The 16781-nt window shown below is 55.2% G+C and carries 16 protein-coding genes; 14 read left to right on the forward strand and 2 right to left on the reverse strand.

All coding sequences use genetic code 11. From position 1 onward, the window contains the following. Window positions 1-50: 50 nt before the first annotated feature. A complete protein-coding gene (locus IEX10_RS12005; protein ID WP_188675461.1) occupies window positions 51-716 on the reverse strand; it encodes an HAD hydrolase-like protein in 666 nt (221 codons plus the stop codon). A 128-nt stretch (window positions 717-844) separates the two neighbouring features. On the opposite strand from IEX10_RS12005, the gene glmU reads away from it, so the two are divergent. The 3 genes from glmU to IEX10_RS12020 are packed head-to-tail and all read left to right on the forward strand — an operon-like array spanning window position 845 to window position 4699. Beyond that, window positions 845-2203 (forward strand): bifunctional UDP-N-acetylglucosamine diphosphorylase/glucosamine-1-phosphate N-acetyltransferase GlmU, encoded by a 1359-nt coding sequence (gene glmU, locus IEX10_RS12010; protein WP_188675464.1) that lies wholly within the window; start codon window positions 845-847, stop codon window positions 2201-2203. Window position 2204: 1 nt separating this feature from the next. Beyond that, a complete protein-coding gene (gene glmS / locus IEX10_RS12015; protein WP_188675467.1) occupies window positions 2205-4028 on the forward strand; it encodes a glutamine--fructose-6-phosphate transaminase (isomerizing) in 1824 nt (607 codons plus the stop codon). Then, window positions 4025-4699, forward strand: coding sequence for a DNA alkylation repair protein (locus tag IEX10_RS12020; RefSeq protein WP_188675470.1), 675 nt, complete (start codon window positions 4025-4027; stop codon window positions 4697-4699). The genes glmS and IEX10_RS12020 overlap by 4 nt, the downstream gene beginning before the upstream one ends. Window positions 4700-4775: 76 nt before the next feature. Here IEX10_RS12020 and dksA read toward each other — a convergent pair whose 3' ends face one another. Continuing rightward, window positions 4776-5198, reverse strand: a complete 423-nt coding sequence (gene dksA, locus IEX10_RS12025) for an RNA polymerase-binding protein DksA (protein ID WP_188675473.1) — start codon at window positions 5196-5198, stop codon at window positions 4776-4778. Window positions 5199-5365: 167 nt separating this feature from the next. On the opposite strand from dksA, the gene IEX10_RS12030 reads away from it, so the two are divergent. From IEX10_RS12030 to IEX10_RS12080, 11 genes are all read left to right on the forward strand, one after another. Continuing rightward, window positions 5366-6205 (forward strand): AAA family ATPase, encoded by an 840-nt coding sequence (locus tag IEX10_RS12030; RefSeq protein ID WP_188675477.1) that lies wholly within the window; start codon window positions 5366-5368, stop codon window positions 6203-6205. Next, the gene (locus IEX10_RS12035; RefSeq protein WP_188675480.1) at window positions 6202-6642 is read left to right on the forward strand and encodes a GNAT family N-acetyltransferase; all 441 of its coding nucleotides are present in this window, start codon (window positions 6202-6204) and stop codon (window positions 6640-6642) included. The genes IEX10_RS12030 and IEX10_RS12035 overlap by 4 nt, the downstream gene beginning before the upstream one ends. Then, on the forward strand, window positions 6639-8024 hold the full coding sequence (locus IEX10_RS12040) for a DUF2927 domain-containing protein (RefSeq protein ID WP_188675483.1): 1386 nt from the start codon (window positions 6639-6641) through the stop codon (window positions 8022-8024). Before IEX10_RS12035 ends, IEX10_RS12040 begins: the two co-directional genes overlap by 4 nt. A 3-nt stretch (window positions 8025-8027) precedes the next feature. After that, window positions 8028-8198 carry a hypothetical protein gene (locus tag IEX10_RS12045; RefSeq protein WP_188675486.1) on the forward strand — a complete coding sequence of 57 codons (171 nt, stop codon included), beginning with the start codon at window positions 8028-8030 and terminating at the stop codon, window positions 8196-8198. Next, window positions 8199-9383 carry a vWA domain-containing protein gene (locus IEX10_RS12050; protein WP_188675489.1) on the forward strand — a complete coding sequence of 395 codons (1185 nt, stop codon included), beginning with the start codon at window positions 8199-8201 and terminating at the stop codon, window positions 9381-9383. Window positions 9384-9577: 194 nt separating this feature from the next. Continuing rightward, window positions 9578-10135, forward strand: a complete 558-nt coding sequence (locus IEX10_RS12055; RefSeq protein WP_188675493.1) for a tetratricopeptide repeat protein — start codon at window positions 9578-9580, stop codon at window positions 10133-10135. A 350-nt stretch (window positions 10136-10485) separates the two neighbouring features. Next, window positions 10486-12033 (forward strand): M10 family metallopeptidase C-terminal domain-containing protein, encoded by a 1548-nt coding sequence (locus tag IEX10_RS12060; RefSeq protein WP_188675495.1) that lies wholly within the window; start codon window positions 10486-10488, stop codon window positions 12031-12033. 172 nt (window positions 12034-12205) lie between these two features. Beyond that, complete coding sequence (locus IEX10_RS12065) at window positions 12206-12883, forward strand: M48 family metalloprotease (RefSeq protein WP_188675499.1); 678 nt, start codon at window positions 12206-12208, stop codon at window positions 12881-12883. A gap of 80 nt (window positions 12884-12963) precedes the next feature. Further along, window positions 12964-13518, forward strand: a complete 555-nt coding sequence (locus IEX10_RS12070) for a BLUF domain-containing protein (protein ID WP_188675502.1) — start codon at window positions 12964-12966, stop codon at window positions 13516-13518. 445 nt (window positions 13519-13963) lie between these two features. Beyond that, on the forward strand, window positions 13964-15514 hold the full coding sequence (locus IEX10_RS12075) for a 2-isopropylmalate synthase (RefSeq protein WP_188675505.1): 1551 nt from the start codon (window positions 13964-13966) through the stop codon (window positions 15512-15514). 220 nt (window positions 15515-15734) lie between these two features. Next, the gene (locus tag IEX10_RS12080; protein WP_188675507.1) at window positions 15735-16775 is read left to right on the forward strand and encodes a rod shape-determining protein; all 1041 of its coding nucleotides are present in this window, start codon (window positions 15735-15737) and stop codon (window positions 16773-16775) included. Window positions 16776-16781: the final 6 nt, after the last annotated feature.

The raw sequence follows: 16781 nt of genomic DNA on the forward strand, positions 1-16781 counted from the left end.
TTGCTGTTGGGCATTGCAAACCGCCCTTCGGGAATTGTGAAACACAGCTTTTATCGCACAAGTTGATCGGCGAGATCAGGCAGATCATCGTAATGGTGCAGCAAGGCTTCTGGCTCCATTTCGGAGACACCCTGCCCAGATGGGCCGAATGTGACCAAAACGCTTGGCACATTGGCGTTGCGCGCGGCAGAGCGGTCGTTGTCCGTATCCCCGATCAAAACCGAGCGTTCCAGATCGCCTCCGACGCGGCGGATGGTTTCCCAGAGATGTTCGGGATCAGGCTTGCGCACCGGCAGCGTATCCGCCCCCAACAATGCGCCAAACATAGGGCGCACGCCCAACTGGCCCATCAGAGTCTCAGCCAGCGCCGCCGGCTTGTTGGTGCAAACCCCCAGCAGATAACCACGGGATTTCAGTTCCTCCAAGGATTGCTCGACATTGGGATACAGCTTTGTATGTACGGCGATATTCTCACCGTAATGGCGCAGCAGCACATCATATTGCGCATCGACCATTGCTTCGTCCCAAGGCTCCCCGATCCGCGAAAAGCCAAGCCGCAGCATCGCACGCCCACCGTGAAACGCTGTCAGCATATCCGCTTCAGCGTCCAGCAACAGCCCGTGCCCCAGACCGTCAAAACAGGCATTCGCCGCCGCAATCAGATCGCCGCTGGTATCCGCAAGCGTGCCGTCGAGATCAAAAATAACAGACTTCATTTCATTCCCTTTTCCGCCCACATGCCACAGCTTGTAACGCAATGAAAGTTTTCTTGAGAAACGCCCCCTTTTTGTAGAGATGCTTTTAGGCTAGGTGACATGGAACAGAAAAATTCCGAGGGGGCAAGATGCCTGTAGCAGTGGTAATTCTGGCAGCCGGACAAGGCAGCCGCATGAAATCGGATCTTCCCAAAGTCCTGCACAAAGTGGCCCATGCGCCGCTACTGGTCCATGCCATGCGTGCGGCCCAGTCGATTGAGGCAGACCGAATCGTCGTTGTCACCGGACACGGCGGCGCAGCGGTGGCCGCAGCGGCGACCGATTACGCAGAAGATACGGTCATTGTCACGCAGGACGAACAGCTTGGCACCGCCCATGCAGTTCAGCAGGCCCGCGACGCGCTGGCGGATTTTGACGGCGATGTGGTGGTTCTTTATGGCGACACGCCTTTTATCCGCGAAGAAACCCTGCAGGACATGCTATCGGCGCGCCAATCCGGTGCGGGTATTGTTGTGCTTGGCTTTGAAGCTGCCGCACCAGGACGCTATGGCCGTTTGGTTCTTGATCAGAGCGGCGGACTGGCGCGGATCGTTGAAGCCAAGGACGCCAGTGCTGAAGAGCTTGCCATCACCCTATGTAACTCAGGCGTGATCTGCGCAGATCGTTCCACCATGTTCGATCTAATCGAAGCCGTTGGAAACGATAACGAAAGCGAAGAATACTACCTGACGGATCTGGTGGGTTTGGCGCGGGATCGGGATCTTTCCTGCGCGGCAATCACCTGCCCCGAGGCCGAGACCATGGGCGTCAATTCCCGCGTCGATCTGGCCGCTGCAGAGGCAACCTTTCAGGCAGCTGTCCGACTGGAAGCGCTTGAAAACGGCGCGACCCTCTCCGCCCCTGAAACCGTTCATTTCGCCTATGACACCTATATCGGACGCGATGTGGTGATCGAACAAAACGTGGTGTTTGGCCCCGAAGTCACCGTAGAAAGCGGCGCCCATATCCGTGCATTTTCCCATCTGGAAGGCTGCCACGTCAGCGAGGCCGCAGTGATCGGCCCCTACGCGCGCCTGCGCCCCGGTGCGGAAATCGGCGGCGGTGCGAAGGTCGGCAACTTTGTTGAGGTGAAGTCGGCACTGGTGGGAACTGGCGCGAAGATTAACCATCTTTCCTATGTGGGTGATGCGGAAATCGGCGCGGATGCCAACATCGGCGCGGGTACGATCACCTGCAATTACGACGGTGTTTTCAAGCATAAAACAGTCATCGGCGCACGGGCCTTTATCGGGTCCAACACAGCACTGGTTGCACCTGTTACAATCGGGGAAGACGCGATGACAGGCTCCGGATCAGTGGTAACGCAAGATGCCGGTGACGGCGATCTCGCCATTGCGCGGGCCAAACAGGTGAATAAAACCGGTTTGGCGCTGCGGGTAATGAACAAGCTTCGCGCAGCCAAAGCTGCCCAGTTAAAGGACAAATAAGATGTGTGGAATTGTAGGCATCCTTGGCAACCACGAAGCCGCCCCTATTCTGGTGGACGGGTTGCGCCGTCTGGAATACCGCGGCTATGACAGCGCGGGCATTGCAACGGTGCAGGACGGCAAACTGGAACGCCGCCGCGCTGTGGGCAAGTTGGTAAATCTGTCGGACCTGCTGGTGCATGAACCGATCAAGGGCAAGGCCGGCATCGGCCACACCCGCTGGGCCACCCACGGGGCGCCAAATGTGCAAAACGCCCACCCCCATAAGGCGGGCGATGTGGCGGTGGTTCACAACGGCATCATCGAAAACTTCCGCGACTTGCGTGAGGAATTGTCGGCACAGGGCGCAGTGTTTGAGACAGAGACCGATACGGAAACTGTTGTGAAGCTTTGCGAAAACTATCTGAATCAAGGGCTTGACCCTATTACTGCTGCACGTCAAACCGTGGCCCGTCTGGAAGGTGCTTATGCGCTGTGCTTCCTGTTTGACGGGCAGGACGATCTTCTGGTCGCCGCGCGCAAGGGCTCTCCGCTGGCGATTGGGCACGGGGATGGCGAGATGTTTGTCGGTTCTGACGCGCTTGCATTAGCGCCGATGACCAACAAAGTCACTTACCTCGAAGAGGGCGATTTTGCCGTCATCACCCGCGCTGGTGCCGAAATCACCGACGCCTCCGGCGCGCGCGCCAACCGCGAGATGCGCGAGATTTCGCACGGGGCGATCAATGCCGACAAAGGCATCTATAAACACTATATGGCCAAAGAAATTGCCGAACAGCCAAGCGTTCTGGCAGAAGCGGTAAAGCACTACGCCGCGCCAGATGGAAAATCCATCCGCTTGCCCGGTACTGAACTGGATTTCATCAGCATCGACAAGATCACTATGGTGGCTTGTGGTACGGCTTATCTGGCCTGCAACGTGGCGAAATACTGGTTCGAACAGATCGCCCGCCTGCCCGTGGAACTGGATATTGCATCGGAATTCCGGTACCGCGAACCGCCGCTGAGCCACAATTCCTTCGCCTTTTTCGTCAGCCAATCCGGCGAAACCGCCGACACGCTGGCGGCCCTGCGCTATTGCAGCGAAAACGTGGACAAAACCGTCGCCATCGTGAATGTGCCGGAAAGTTCTATCTCGCGCGAGGCGGATGTCTCCCTGCCCATTCTGGCGGGTGTGGAAATAGGCGTGGCCTCCACCAAGGCCTTCACCTGCCAACTGACGGTTCTGGCGGCTCTTGCCATTCAGGCCGCCCGTCAACGAGGCAATATTGACGCCGCCGAGGAAGCTGAACTGGTCGCGGCCCTGCACGGTTTGCCGGGGGTTCTGAACCTTGCGCTGGAACAGGAAGAGGCGATCAAAGCAACTTGCGCCCAGCTTGTCCATTCCCGTGATGCCTTGTTTCTGGGTCGCGGCGCGATGTTCCCGCTCGCCCTTGAAGGAGCGTTAAAGCTCAAAGAAATCAGCTATATACACGCCGAAGGTTATGCAAGCGGAGAGCTAAAGCACGGCCCCATCGCATTGGTGGACGAGCATATGCCAGTGGTGGTGATGGCGCCACGCGACGACCTATTCGACAAGACGGTGTCCAACATGCAAGAGGTCATGGCACGAGGCGGAAAGATCATTCTGGTGACGGACGCCCAAGGCGCGAAAGAGGCCGGAGACGGCGCGTGGCAGACGATTGTGATGCCCACGGTTCATCCGATGCTTGCGCCGATCCTTTATGCCGTGCCAGCACAACTGCTGGCCTATCATACAGCCGTTTATAAAGGCACCGATGTGGATCAGCCTCGTAATCTGGCAAAATCGGTGACGGTGGAATGACCCCGCAGGATGCTCTGGCGCAGTTGACCGCTTTGGGTGAGCCTGAAAAGGCGGCTGAGATGGCCGCCTATCACAAGGTCGAACGCCCTTACCTCGGCGTTGCCAATCCGCAAATCGACGCACTTTACAAAGACTGGCGCAAGGCGACGGACGTCCCTCAACGTATTGAAATTGCATCCTTCCTATGGGATAGCAATATCCATGAGGCCCGCATTGCGGCGGCGAAACTGCTGACACAGGCGCGGATCAAACCGGACCAGGCGGTCTGGGACGAAATCTGTCGCTGGGTTCCGATGTTTGACGCTTGGGCCATTGCCGATCATGCTTGCGGTGCGGGTGCGCGGCGGTTGTTTCTGGACGATGCGCGGCTTGATACAGTCGAAAGCTGGACCCGTGATGAAAACCTCTGGGTGCGCCGCGCTGCGATGGTGATCACTCTGCCCTGGACCAAATCAACCCACCCGAAACCGGCGGAACTGGCCCAACGGGAGCGTATCCTCGGCTGGGCTGGAGGCTACGTGAATGATCCCGAATGGTTCATCCAGAAATCAGTCAGCTGGTGGCTGCGCAGCCTGTCCAAGCACGATCCTGATCGGGTCCGCCAGTTTCTGGATGATCACGGTGCAGCGATGAAAAGCTTTGCCCGCAAGGACGCTGCGCGCCTGCTGTAACCGGAATACTTCTTACACCACGAAAAAAGCCGGCGCATCAGCACCGGCTTCATTATTTTTTAGGATTTACCGACGATTAATCGTCCCGGTGAACCTTTTCTTTGCGCTCGTGCCGTTCCTGTGCAGCGAGGGAAAGTGTCGCGATCGGACGGGCATCCAGACGTTTCAGGGAAATCGGCTCCCCTGTGTCGTCACAATAGCCGTAAGACCCGTCCTCGATCCGGCGCAGCGCGCTGTCAATCTTGGTAACCAGCTTGCGCTGGCGGTCCCGTGTGCGCAGTTCAAGCGCGCGGTCTGTTTCTTCGGAGGCACGGTCTGCAACGTCCGGAATGTTCCGTGCGCCTTCCTGCATGCCTTCGATGGTGTCTTTGCTGTCTGACAGAAGGTCCGCCTTCCAGGCCAGCAGTTTGCGTCGGAAATATTCAGTTTGACGCTCGTTCATAAATGGTTCGCTGTCGACTGGACGGTAGTCGGCATCAAGAATGACTTCAGCTTTCATTCTCTTCTCCCTAATAAATTCACTGTGTAGTGCCATGACGTTCTCACCCAACGTTTGCGCATCCAATATCCGAGTCGTAACGTATTGTCACCCCACTTCCTTCTTAGGTTGCAGCATTGTGACGGGAATACTAGATTGCCCCCAAGCTATCAGGGAAATGCATAAAAATGAAGTTTGAAGGCACGCAACAGTATGTTTCCACCGACGATCTGACCGTAGCAGTGAACGCTGCCATCGCGTTGGAGCGCCCCTTGCTGGTTAAAGGCGAACCGGGAACCGGCAAGACAGAACTGGCGATTCAGGTGGCCAAATCACTGGGGCTGCCCCTGTTGGAATGGAACATCAAATCCACCACCAAAGCCCAGCAAGGCCTTTACGAATATGACGCAGTCAGCCGCCTGCGTGACAGCCAACTTGGTGAAGAGCGGGTCCACGATGTGAAAAACTACATCAAAAGGGGCAAACTTTGGGAGGCGTTTGAAGCTGGCGACCGTCTGGTGTTGCTGATCGATGAGATCGATAAAGCCGACATCGAATTTCCAAATGACCTGCTGCAAGAACTCGACAAGATGGAGTTCTACGTTTACGAAACCGGCGAAACGATCAAGGCCAAGAAACGCCCGATTGTGATCATCACCTCAAATAACGAAAAAGAACTGCCCGACGCCTTCCTGCGCCGCTGTTTCTTCCACTACATCCGTTTTCCAGAAGCCGAAACTTTGAAACAAATCGTAGAAGTTCACTTCCCGGGCATCAAACCGGAACTCGTTGCCGAAGCTTTGACTCAATTCTACGACATCCGCGAAACACCGGGCCTGAAGAAAAAACCGAGCACATCGGAAGTTTTGGACTGGTTGAAACTGCTGCTGGTTGAAGATCTGGACCCTGCGGATATGAAACGGGACGGCAAGGACGCCCTGCCCCGTCTGCACGGCGCGCTGTTGAAAAACGAACAGGATGTGCATCTTTTTGAACGGCTCGCCTTCATGGCGCGGGGCAATCGATGACCACAACCGTTCGCTATGTGACACCTGCGGATGAATCCGACTGGCGCGAACTGTGGAAGGATTACCTCGCTTTTTACGAAACCAGTCGCGATGAAGACGTCTATGCCGGAACATGGAAGCGTATTCTTGATCCCGATGAAGGCATGTTTTCGATGGTTGCCGAGACGCCGGAGCACGGGGCCGTTGGAATCGTTAACTTTCTTTACCACAGCCATTTCTGGGGGCCGGAAAGCCGCATTTATCTGAACGACCTATACGTGCGTCCTGAAATTCGCGGCACAGGTGCGGGCAAAGCGATGATTGATGCCGTTGTTGCCCACGCCAAGGAGCATAACTGCCCGCAAGTCTGGTGGTTAACGGCAGAAGACAACGCGGTCGCGCGCAAGCTCTATGACGGTGTGGCAACGCTCGCTCCTTTTGTGAAGTACCAGATATGACGGTCTGGCGTCGGGCAGCATTCGGACTGGCAGCGATGACCCTTGCCTCTTGTGCGGGACCGATGGCCGATGTGGTCAACAAGCGGTCCGATCCGGCGGTCCAGCTGAGCGCGATGAAAACTTTTCAGTCGCCCCCACCCACAAAGGGTGTAGCGCGTTCAAATGTGGATGTATTTGAAGAATTTCTCGATCTGACGTTCGCCCTTGAAAGCGGTCAGGATCTGTCCCGGTTGTCCCGCTTTGAGGGACCGATCACGGTTGCGCTGGTGAATGTTTCCAGTCCTGTGGTCGGTCAGGATCTTGACCGGCTGATCCAGCGGTTGCGCTCCGAGGCCAATATCCCGATTTCTCGCGTCCAAACAGCGGCTGCGGCGAATATCGTAATTGAAATGGTTTCCAAACGCCAGCTGCGCCGCGCCGCGCCAACGGCGGCCTGCATCGTCGTCCCTCGCATGAGTAGTTGGGCAGATTTTCGGAAAAACCGCTTTAATCGACGTGCTGACTGGACCTCTCTGGAGGTGCGTAGTCGGGCCGCGGTGTTCATGCCGCGCGATATTTCTCTGCAGGATGCGCGTGATTGTCTGCACGAAGAACTCGCCCAAGCGATCGGGCCGCTGAACGATCTCTACCGCCTGCCGGACTCTGTGTTTAACGACGACAATTTCCACATTGTTCTGACGCCTTACGATATGATGATCCTTCGGGCCATGTACGCGCCGGAACTGCAATCAGGCATGGCCAAACACGAAGTGGCTGCCGTGCTTCCGCGGATTCTTGGGCGCGTTAATCCAGAAGGCGTCGGGCTCGCACCGCGCCAGATTCAGGAGACACCCGGTTCTTGGATGCGCAAGATCGAACTCGCGCTGGGTCCTGATGCATCCGAAAGGACACGAATTGAAGCCGCATCGGACGCCGTGCGCATCGCGCAGCAATTGGGGATGACAGATCACCGGCTTGGCTTTAGTTATTACGCCCGCGCCCGTGTAAATGCCTCTGCCAACGGCGCAGAGGCCGCCGCCGACTATGCCCGCGCCTATGCAAGTTTCTCTACGATTTTCGGACCTTACGACATCCACACCGCACAGGCCGGATTGCAGATGGCGTCGCTTGCCATGTCGAGCGGCGAATTCCGTCAGGCGCTACAGTTTATTGAAAGCGGATTGATTGCAGCAAAAACCGCACAGAATGGCCGACTGATGTTCAGCCTTCTGGCAATGAAGTCCGAAATATACAAACTGGCAGGCCGCACGAATGAAGCCACGGCCCTGCGCGAAGAGGCCATCGCTTGGGGACAATACGGCATTCACCCGCCGGGCGAGATTAACAAAAGGCTTGGCATTATCGCAAACCTGCCGCCCCGCCTGCCCCAGAAAGAAAGTTAAGCAATGTTTACAATCCCAGCCTTCCTGATCGGCGCCATCATCGGATGGTATCGCGCCAGCAAGTTCGGTGGAAAAACTGCCGACAAAGTCCAGTATAGTGTCATCCACGGTATCATCTTCTTCCTCCTTGCCCTGTTTGCAACGGTCATGGTCGACTGGATGGGATTAGTCTAAATGTTTCTGCGTTTCTTCGAAGCCCTTCGCGCCGCAAAAATTCCCGTGTCCCTGCGGGAATTTCTGGCGTTTCTTGAAGCGATGAAAACCGGCCTCGTGCTTTATGATGTTGAAGGTTTCTATTTCCTTGCTCGGGCCACGATGGTGAAGGACGAACGCAATCTCGACAAATTCGATCTGGTCTTTGCAGATGTTTTTAAGGGGATGGAAAACCTGTCCGTGGACGACGTCCTGAACGCAGTTGACGTCCCTGATGACTGGCTCACCAAGCTGGCTGAAAAACACCTCAGCCCTGAAGAAATGGCCGAAATTGAAAGCCTCGGTGGCTTTGATAAGTTAATGGAAACCCTGAAAGAGCGCCTGAAAGAACAGGAAAAGCGCCATCAGGGCGGAAACAAGTGGATTGGCACAGCGGGAACCTCTCCTTTTGGGGCCTATGGGTACAATCCCGAAGGTGTACGGATCGGCCAGAATGAAAGTCGCCACCAGAAGGCGACGAAGGTTTGGGACAAGCGGGATTTCAAGAACCTCGACGATTCCGTAGAGCTTGGCACACGCAATATTAAAGTTGCGTTAAAAAGGCTGCGAAAATGGGCCCGCGCAGGGGCTGAAGACGAATTGGACCTGAATGGAACGATACGTGCAACAGCTGAAAACGGCTATCTCGATGTCATCACACGCCCCGAACGTCGCAATGCAGTTAAGGTATTGTTATTCCTCGATGTTGGCGGTTCGATGGACAGCTATATCAAGCTGATCGAAGAGCTTTTTTCCGCGGCAAAAACCGAATTCAAACACATGGAATATTTCTACTTTCACAACTGTTTGTATGAAGGTGTCTGGAAAGATAATGCGCGGCGCTGGACCGAGCAGACCTCTACATGGGACGTTTTGCGAACCTATGGATCTGATTACAAATGCATTTTCGTCGGTGACGCCGCGATGAGCCCTTATGAGATCATGTATAAAGGCGGCGCGAACGAACATTGGAACGAAGAACCGGGCAAGGTTTGGCTTGAACGCGCGCAGGAACAATGGCCCGGTTCTGTCTGGATCAATCCCGTGAAAGAGCAATACTGGCAGTACACCCATTCTACTATGCTCCTTAAGGAAATCTTCAATGATCGGATGTATCCAATGACATTGAAGGGAATCGAAGGAGCTATGAAGGAGCTCGGGCGTTAGATCCTGGTCAGGCTAACTCGCAAATGACCCTCCACACGATAGCTCAGGCGTAGGGAGGTCACATTACCACATCGAACGAACGGCAAGGAACGCTTTGCGCGGACAATCCCGCCACAATCGGATCGGGGCTGGATCGGCGAAGCCGTGTAACGCACGTCTTGACAGGAAACTCTGATGCGGCCAGCGTGTTGGCTATGTTCTATCGCGCTTTGATCACGACAGTTTTGATGGCCGGTCAGGGATGGGCGGATTGCCCGCCCCTGCCGGACCGCGGGGAGGAACGGGCGATCTTGCTGGAAACGCTGGCGCAAGCCGATAATTTTGGACAGGCACGAACAGCTGCAAACGCGCTTTGGCAGTTCTGGCATGTGGCACCGGATGAGGTTGCCCAAGAAATGCTCGACGTTGGTAACAACGCCATTCGCTATGGCGACTACCTGCGGGCAGAAGCGACCCTTGGTCGCTTGGTTCAATATTGCCCGGCGTTTGGCGAAGGATACAATCAATTGGCTTTCGCCCACTTCCTGCGGAACCAAGACACACAGGCACTAGACCTGTTGTCCCGCTGCCTGAAGCTGGAGCCCGCCCATTTTGGCGCCCTGTCAGGTATTGCGTTGATCCACATCCGCAACGGCCGCCCCGCACTTGGACAGATCTACCTGCGCCGCGCTGTCGCCATTCATCCCTGGCTCAACGAGCGCTCTCTTCTAGAGCAAACGGTGCCGAACGGGAATGGTAACCAAGAGCTGTAATCTGCGAATCCTAATTTGGCGATATTCGACGCGCGCGGACCCCAAACCTGTCCTTCAGAAGCGACCAATGCTCCACCCTAAATAGTAGCCATCTGTGAAGAGATCGTTAAAGTCGTGATCTTTTGCGACCCGTTTGTGAATTCGACCGAAAACTAGTGAGCCTTGTCACTCTTTCGTAGTTAAATTCTTGTACCAGAAACTGCTGAAGCCTACCCTAAGGTCAAGGTCACAGATTGGAAATTTCAACCAGAGATTATGACCTGACGGGGCTGGAACCCCGATATTTTAATCGTTTTCCGCCGGCTGAACCGGTTAGAAGACAAAAAATGGTCTAGAGGGAGAATAGTAAAATGGCAGATTTTATTGGTACAGAGGAAGACGACGGCTTGGTCGGCGGGTTGTTTTCCGACATTATCCATGGTTTAGAAGGCAATGACCTGCTTGCCGGTCTGAATGGCGACGATACGCTGGATGCTGGTTCCGGCGATGACGTTCTGATCGGGGGGATCGGGGACGACATCATGTTCGGCGGTGACGGAAATGATAGAATTGTTATGACAGCTGGTGACGATCAGGTTTTTGGCGGCAGCGGTGATGACAAATACTTCGTTAACGGATTTGCCGGTGATTGGTCGATTATCACGGACACTTCTGGCATCGACACGCTGAATTTTGCGGGCGGTATTACAGGTGCGGACATCGACCTGTCGCCCGGTGCGCTATCTTATGTGGATGATCGCGTGATCGAAATTTCTGGCCTGAAAGACTCAGATCGGCCACTGGAACTGGTGCTTTTACAAGACCTCTCCGGGTCCTTCTCTAATGACCTATTAACAGTGAACGGGCTGGTAGACGATCTGATCACTTCGGTCAGCGGCCTGGCGGATGACGTGCGCTTGGGATTGACGTCCTTTATCGACAAACCGATTTCACCTTTTGGATCGTCGACCGACCATGAATATAAGACGGAACTCGGCCTGACTGCCGACACCAATGCGTGGAAAACTGCGGTGACCGGTCTGTCCACAGGGGACGGTAGTGACCTCCCTGAGTCCCAAATGACGGGCTTGCTTCAGGTTGCTCTGCGCACCTCGGAAGTCGGTTGGAGCTCCTCTGCACTCAAAGTTGTGGTGCTGACCACTGATGCTGTACCCCATTTTGCGGGCGACAATCCCAATACGCCTAATAACGGCGATGCCGTGCTTGACGGTCCGAGCGGCGATGGCACAAGCGAGGACTACCCGACAATCGAGATGGTGAAAGCTGCTCTCTTGGACGCTGGTATTATTCCGGTTTTTGCTGTCACAACCGATGTCACCTCTGATTATCAGGCTTTGGTCGATGCCTTCGGGTTTGGCACAGTTGTGCCGCTGAGTTCGGACAGTTCGGACATCATCGCAGCATTTGAGGACGGAATCAGTGGTGCCGCTGATTCTTTGATCGAAAACGCGGTTGGGACTGCCTATAATGACGACATAATCGGCAATAGCGCGGACAACATGATCAAAGGCAAAGCCGGTAATGACGACATTCGCGGCGTTGGCGGTGATGACTATCTGAAAGGGAACAGAGGTAAGGACAAACTGGATGGCGGCAAAGGTGACGACATGCTTGAAGGTGGCGCTGACAAGGACAAGCTGAACGGCGGTGATGGTGCCGATACCTTTGTCTTTGACATCTCACATCCGGACCATTCCCGCGACGTGGTCAAAGACTATGAAGACGGTGTCGACAAGATCATGGTGTTGGACGACACTCTTCTGTCTTTCGCAGACATCGACGTCACGCAAGCTGGCGGCAAAACAATCCTGTCCCACGACGGTGATGCCTTCGCCCTGCTGAAATCCACAAATTCTGCAAATATCGATGCCACTGACTTCATCTTTGACATCGCCTGATCGCTAACACAATCGGGTGCGTATTTACGGCCCATTACACTGTCCCTGCCTGCAGTTGCGGGTGGGGGCAGCGTCCATTTTATGTCTAGCTATAGAGCGCCTGAATTTTACCAATTGAAATCCTTTCTCCTTGGGGCTGGTCTTCGTCAACTTAACTGCCATATCTTAACATATGCTAAAACTGACCCCGATCCTTCTCGCCCTACTCTACGGCTTTGTTTATTATAGGTTTTCAATCTGGCGCACCCAATCGGAGCTGGATGCAAAATCCACGGAGCTGGCCGATCCGGTGCTGCGCAAACTGTGCGCACGCATGGCGGATTCTCTGGATCTGGCCCAAGTGAAAGTACATATTTACGAGATCGATCCAGTAAATGGACTCGCCGCGCCGGATGGGCGTATTTTCATCACCCGCGGCTTTTATCAAAAATATCAGAACGGTGATGTCAGCGCCGAAGAGATTGCCAGCGTGATTGCCCATGAACTTGGGCATGTCGCGCTTGGCCATTCGCGGCGTCGGATGATTGATTTTTCGGGACAAAATGCGATCCGTGTGGCGCTGGGGATGGTTCTGGGGCGGCTAATTCCCGGAGTTGGAGTGTGGCTTGCGGGGATGCTATCTGGGCTGCTGGCGGCCCGTTTGTCGCGGCAGGATGAATACGAAGCGGACGCTTATGCGGCGGCACTGTTAACCAAATCCGGCATCGGCATCGCGGCGCAAAAATCGCTATTCACCAAATTGGACGCTCTGGCCGGAAACAGCGGCCAGCCGCTCGCTTGGTTGATGAGCCATCCTAAAACGACCGAACGAATCGCTGCGATTGAGAAATTGGAACACCGCTGGCAATAATCCCTGCCCGTTTACCATTATTTCACACTCACACCTTTATGCTTCCTTAGAGAAAAGAATACCGCACGAAGGGGCAACGGATGTTGAAACGGTTACACTACGAAAGCCGGATCACAGGACGGTTCGGACCGTTGGCATTGCTTACGCTGCAAAAGAAATGCCTGCGCCGAAATATTGAATCCGGCATCACCAGCTTTCTATTCCTTGACAGGCAACGGATTTTTCAAGTGCTTGAGGGGGAGATCGCCGATGTCGATGCCACGATGGAACGGATCATCTGCCATAGAATGCACAAGGAGATTAAGATTCGCGCAGTTATGCGGTGTTCGGATCGGAAATTTAAAAGCTGGCCTTTCGGAGTCACTACCTTGCACGATTCGGAATTCAAGAGGGTGATGAACGCTGGCATGCAGCGGGACTTTTTCAGACTAGACGTTCTTCAGGCGGAACGGTTCTTGGGCATCATCGCGTCACGAAAACGAAGGGCGGTGCGGCCCGATGAATTTGAGATGACCGCGCGACGGTTTCACACGAAATCAAGGAACCAGTCGGCTGCATCGACCTTGCGCGGCCCCGATGGCAGCAGGGTTCATATTCCAGGGCATGACCAGAAGGAGAGAGCAGAGATTCGCTAGTCCCTCCCTAAGCCCCCTGACTGCGTCCCTTTACCCAAGGTCGCCGCCGCCGCTGCTACCATTCCGGGGTGTTTAAGGACCACGGGCAGGTTTTCCACTTTCGGACCGGGGATAGTCTTGACGTTCAGGATCGCAGGTTGTTGCGGTTTTTGTAATGGCGCCCAAATTGCCAGGCGCAGTCATGCCGCTGTGATGAAATTCATAGCGCAGCCTGAAACCGCGCGCGTTTTTTATCTTTTCACCGGATCAAATCTGCGTATAAAGGCTGCATGATAACGCAGACACATACCCCTAATATTGCCACCACTTTTGGTGCCACTGCTGCTGCGCTTCTACTACTTAGCCGCCTCTGAGCGTGTCGGGGTCCGGCGCGTGCGCTCAGGGGAGAGTGAAATCCGCGCTGGAATGAACCCGAAAAGCTAAGTTAAATTAAAGAGATACAGATATGACCGATACAGCAAAACAAGACCGCGTCTTGATTTTTGACACCACTTTGCGTGACGGGGAACAATCCCCCGGCGCCACGATGAGCCATGATGAAAAGCTGGAGATTGCCCAGTTGCTTGACGAAATGGGTGTCGACATCATCGAGGCCGGTTTCCCGATCGCCAGCGAGGGGGATTTTAACGCGGTCAGCGAAATCGCCGCTCGTTCCCAAAATGCCGTGATTTGTGGCCTGTCCCGTGCGGATACGCGCGATATTGATCGCTGCTGGGAGGCCGTGAAGCATGCCAAACAGCCACGCATTCATACTTTTATCGGCACGTCCCCCCTGCACCGCGCTATTCCGAACCTCAATCAGGACGAAATGGTAGAACGGATTCACCAGACCGTGACCCATGCCCGCAACCTCTGTGACAATATCCAGTGGTCCCCGATGGATGCGACACGCACGGAAGAGGATTACCTGTGTCGTGTGGTCGAAGTTGCGATCAAGGCTGGCGCGACCACGATCAATATCCCTGACACTGTGGGCTACACCGCCCCCCGTGAAAGCGCCGAGTTGATCCGGATGTTGCTGGAAAAAGTTCCGGGCGCAGATGACATCATCTTTGCGACCCACTGCCATAACGATCTGGGCATGGCGACTGCGAACTCCCTCGCAGCGGTAGAGGCTGGTGCGCGTCAGGTGGAATGTACCATCAACGGCTTGGGCGAACGGGCCGGTAATACGGCGTTGGAAGAAGTGGTCATGGCTTTGAAAGTGCGCAACGACATCATGCCATATCGCACCGATATCGACACCACCAAGATCATGAATATCAGCCGCCGTGTTGCCACCGTCAGCGGATTTCAGGTGCAATATAATAAAGCCATCGTCGGCAAGAACGCCTTTGCCCATGAAAGCGGCATTCATCAGGACGGGATGTTGAAGAACGCCGAGACCTTTGAGATCATGCGTCCCGAAGATGTGGGCTTGTCTGAAACCAACATCGTGCTTGGCAAACATTCGGGTCGCGCGGCATTGCGTGCCAAGTTGAAAGACCTCGGGTATGAGCTGGGCGACAATCAGTTGAAAGACGTGTTTGTCCGCTTCAAGGCTTTGGCCGACCGCAAGAAAGAAGTTTACGACGACGACTTGCTCGCGCTGATGAACGACGAGGGCACCAATGCGGCCAATGATCGTGTGCAGGTGAAATCCTTGCGGGTTGTTTGTGGGACAGACGGTCCACAGCAGGCCGATCTGACCCTGACTATCGACGGTGAAGACCACAGCGTTTCGGCCACAGGAGACGGTCCTGTAGATGCCTCTTTTAACGCGGTGAAACAGCTGTTCCCCCACAGCGCGACACTGCAATTGTATAATGTGCACGCCGTAACTGAAGGCACTGATGCGCAGGCAACGGTGTCTGTGCGGATGGAGGAAGCTGGCAAGATCGTGGTCGGTCAATCCGCCGACACAGATACCGTTGTAGCCAGTGCGCGGGCCTATGTGAACGCGTTGAACAAGCTGCTCGTGCGGCGTGAAAAGACGGCACCGGCGGCTACAGCCTGATTCTTGGAATAATCAACGGGCAGGTTCCAAAAATCTGCCCGTTGTTCGTTATGTGCAAGTATTAAGTGAAAGAATGGCCGAGCGCCCCCTATTCTTGGCGCGATAACGCCTATTTTTCGACAGCGCTGCCTTTACCCCGCGCGGCAGACCTCGCTATAAACAGGCCTTCTGCACCGTGTTTTGTCACGGTACCACTTCGTGCAAGCAAAGGCGGCAAAGCATGTTTGGAAAACTTCAGGGATTATTTTCTGTAGATATGGCGATCGACTTGGGCACGGCAAATACGCTGGTCTATGTCAAAGGCAAAGGCATTGTTCTGAACGAACCTTCCGTTGTTGCATATCACATCAAGGACGGTGTTAAACGGGTCCTTGCGGTTGGCGAGGATGCCAAGCTGATGCTGGGCCGCACGCCGGGTTCAATCGAAGCAATCCGCCCGATGCGGGATGGTGTGATTGCCGACTTTGACGTGGCCGAAGAGATGATCAAACACTTCATCCGCAAGGTTCACAAACGCTCTACCCTGACCAAACCCCGCGTGATTGTCTGTGTGCCTTTCGGGGCCACGCCAGTGGAAAAACGCGCGATCCGCCAGTCAGTTCTGTCTGCAGGGGCACGCAAGGCCGGTTTGATCGCCGAACCGATTGCCGCCGCGATTGGTGCAGGTATGCCGATCACCGACCCGACTGGCAGCATGGTTGTCGATATAGGTGGCGGGACCACCGAGGTTGCGGTTCTGTCGCTGGGTGACATTGTTTACGCGCGGTCCGTGCGCGTGGGTGGGGACCGGATGGACGAAGCCATCATCAGCTATCTGCGCCGCCAGCAGAACCTGCTGATCGGGGAAAGCACCGCCGAGCGGATCAAGACCACCATCGGTACAGCCCGTATGCCCGAAGACGGGCGCGGCACGTCGCTGGAAATTCGCGGGCGTGACCTGTTGAACGGTGTGCCAAAAGAGACCGAGATCACCCAAGCCCAAGTCGCGGACGCGCTGGCCGAGCCGGTTCAGCAAATTTGCGAAGCGGTGATGACCGCCCTTGAAAGCACGCCACCCGATCTGGCGGCTGACATTGTGGACCGCGGAGTGATGCTTACGGGGGGCGGCGCTTTGCTGGGTGAACTGGATCTTGCCCTGCGCGAACAGACCGGTCTGGCGATCTCCGTTGCGGATGAGAGCCTCAACTGCGTGGCGCTTGGCACCGGTAAGTCGCTGGAATATGAAAAACAGCTGATTCATGTTATCGATTTCGACAGCTAATGCCTG

It is taken from the genome of Neptunicoccus cionae, assembly GCF_014643735.1.
GTDB lineage: Bacteria > Pseudomonadota > Alphaproteobacteria > Rhodobacterales > Rhodobacteraceae > Amylibacter > Amylibacter cionae.

Coding starts and splice junctions, on each gene's coding strand:
- IEX10_RS12005 (WP_188675461.1), bottom strand. CDS start 716: ATGAAGTCTGTTATTTTTGATCTCGACGGCACGCTTGCGGATACCAGC.
- glmU (WP_188675464.1), top strand. CDS start 845: ATGCCTGTAGCAGTGGTAATTCTGGCAGCCGGACAAGGCAGCCGCATG.
- glmS (WP_188675467.1), top strand. CDS start 2,205: ATGTGTGGAATTGTAGGCATCCTTGGCAACCACGAAGCCGCCCCTATT.
- IEX10_RS12020 (WP_188675470.1), top strand. CDS start 4,025: ATGACCCCGCAGGATGCTCTGGCGCAGTTGACCGCTTTGGGTGAGCCT.
- dksA (WP_188675473.1), bottom strand. CDS start 5,198: ATGAAAGCTGAAGTCATTCTTGATGCCGACTACCGTCCAGTCGACAGC.
- IEX10_RS12030 (WP_188675477.1), top strand. CDS start 5,366: ATGAAGTTTGAAGGCACGCAACAGTATGTTTCCACCGACGATCTGACC.
- IEX10_RS12035 (WP_188675480.1), top strand. CDS start 6,202: ATGACCACAACCGTTCGCTATGTGACACCTGCGGATGAATCCGACTGG.
- IEX10_RS12040 (WP_188675483.1), top strand. CDS start 6,639: ATGACGGTCTGGCGTCGGGCAGCATTCGGACTGGCAGCGATGACCCTT.
- IEX10_RS12045 (WP_188675486.1), top strand. CDS start 8,028: ATGTTTACAATCCCAGCCTTCCTGATCGGCGCCATCATCGGATGGTAT.
- IEX10_RS12050 (WP_188675489.1), top strand. CDS start 8,199: ATGTTTCTGCGTTTCTTCGAAGCCCTTCGCGCCGCAAAAATTCCCGTG.
- IEX10_RS12055 (WP_188675493.1), top strand. CDS start 9,578: ATGTTCTATCGCGCTTTGATCACGACAGTTTTGATGGCCGGTCAGGGA.
- IEX10_RS12060 (WP_188675495.1), top strand. CDS start 10,486: ATGGCAGATTTTATTGGTACAGAGGAAGACGACGGCTTGGTCGGCGGG.
- IEX10_RS12065 (WP_188675499.1), top strand. CDS start 12,206: ATGCTAAAACTGACCCCGATCCTTCTCGCCCTACTCTACGGCTTTGTT.
- IEX10_RS12070 (WP_188675502.1), top strand. CDS start 12,964: ATGTTGAAACGGTTACACTACGAAAGCCGGATCACAGGACGGTTCGGA.
- IEX10_RS12075 (WP_188675505.1), top strand. CDS start 13,964: ATGACCGATACAGCAAAACAAGACCGCGTCTTGATTTTTGACACCACT.
- IEX10_RS12080 (WP_188675507.1), top strand. CDS start 15,735: ATGTTTGGAAAACTTCAGGGATTATTTTCTGTAGATATGGCGATCGAC.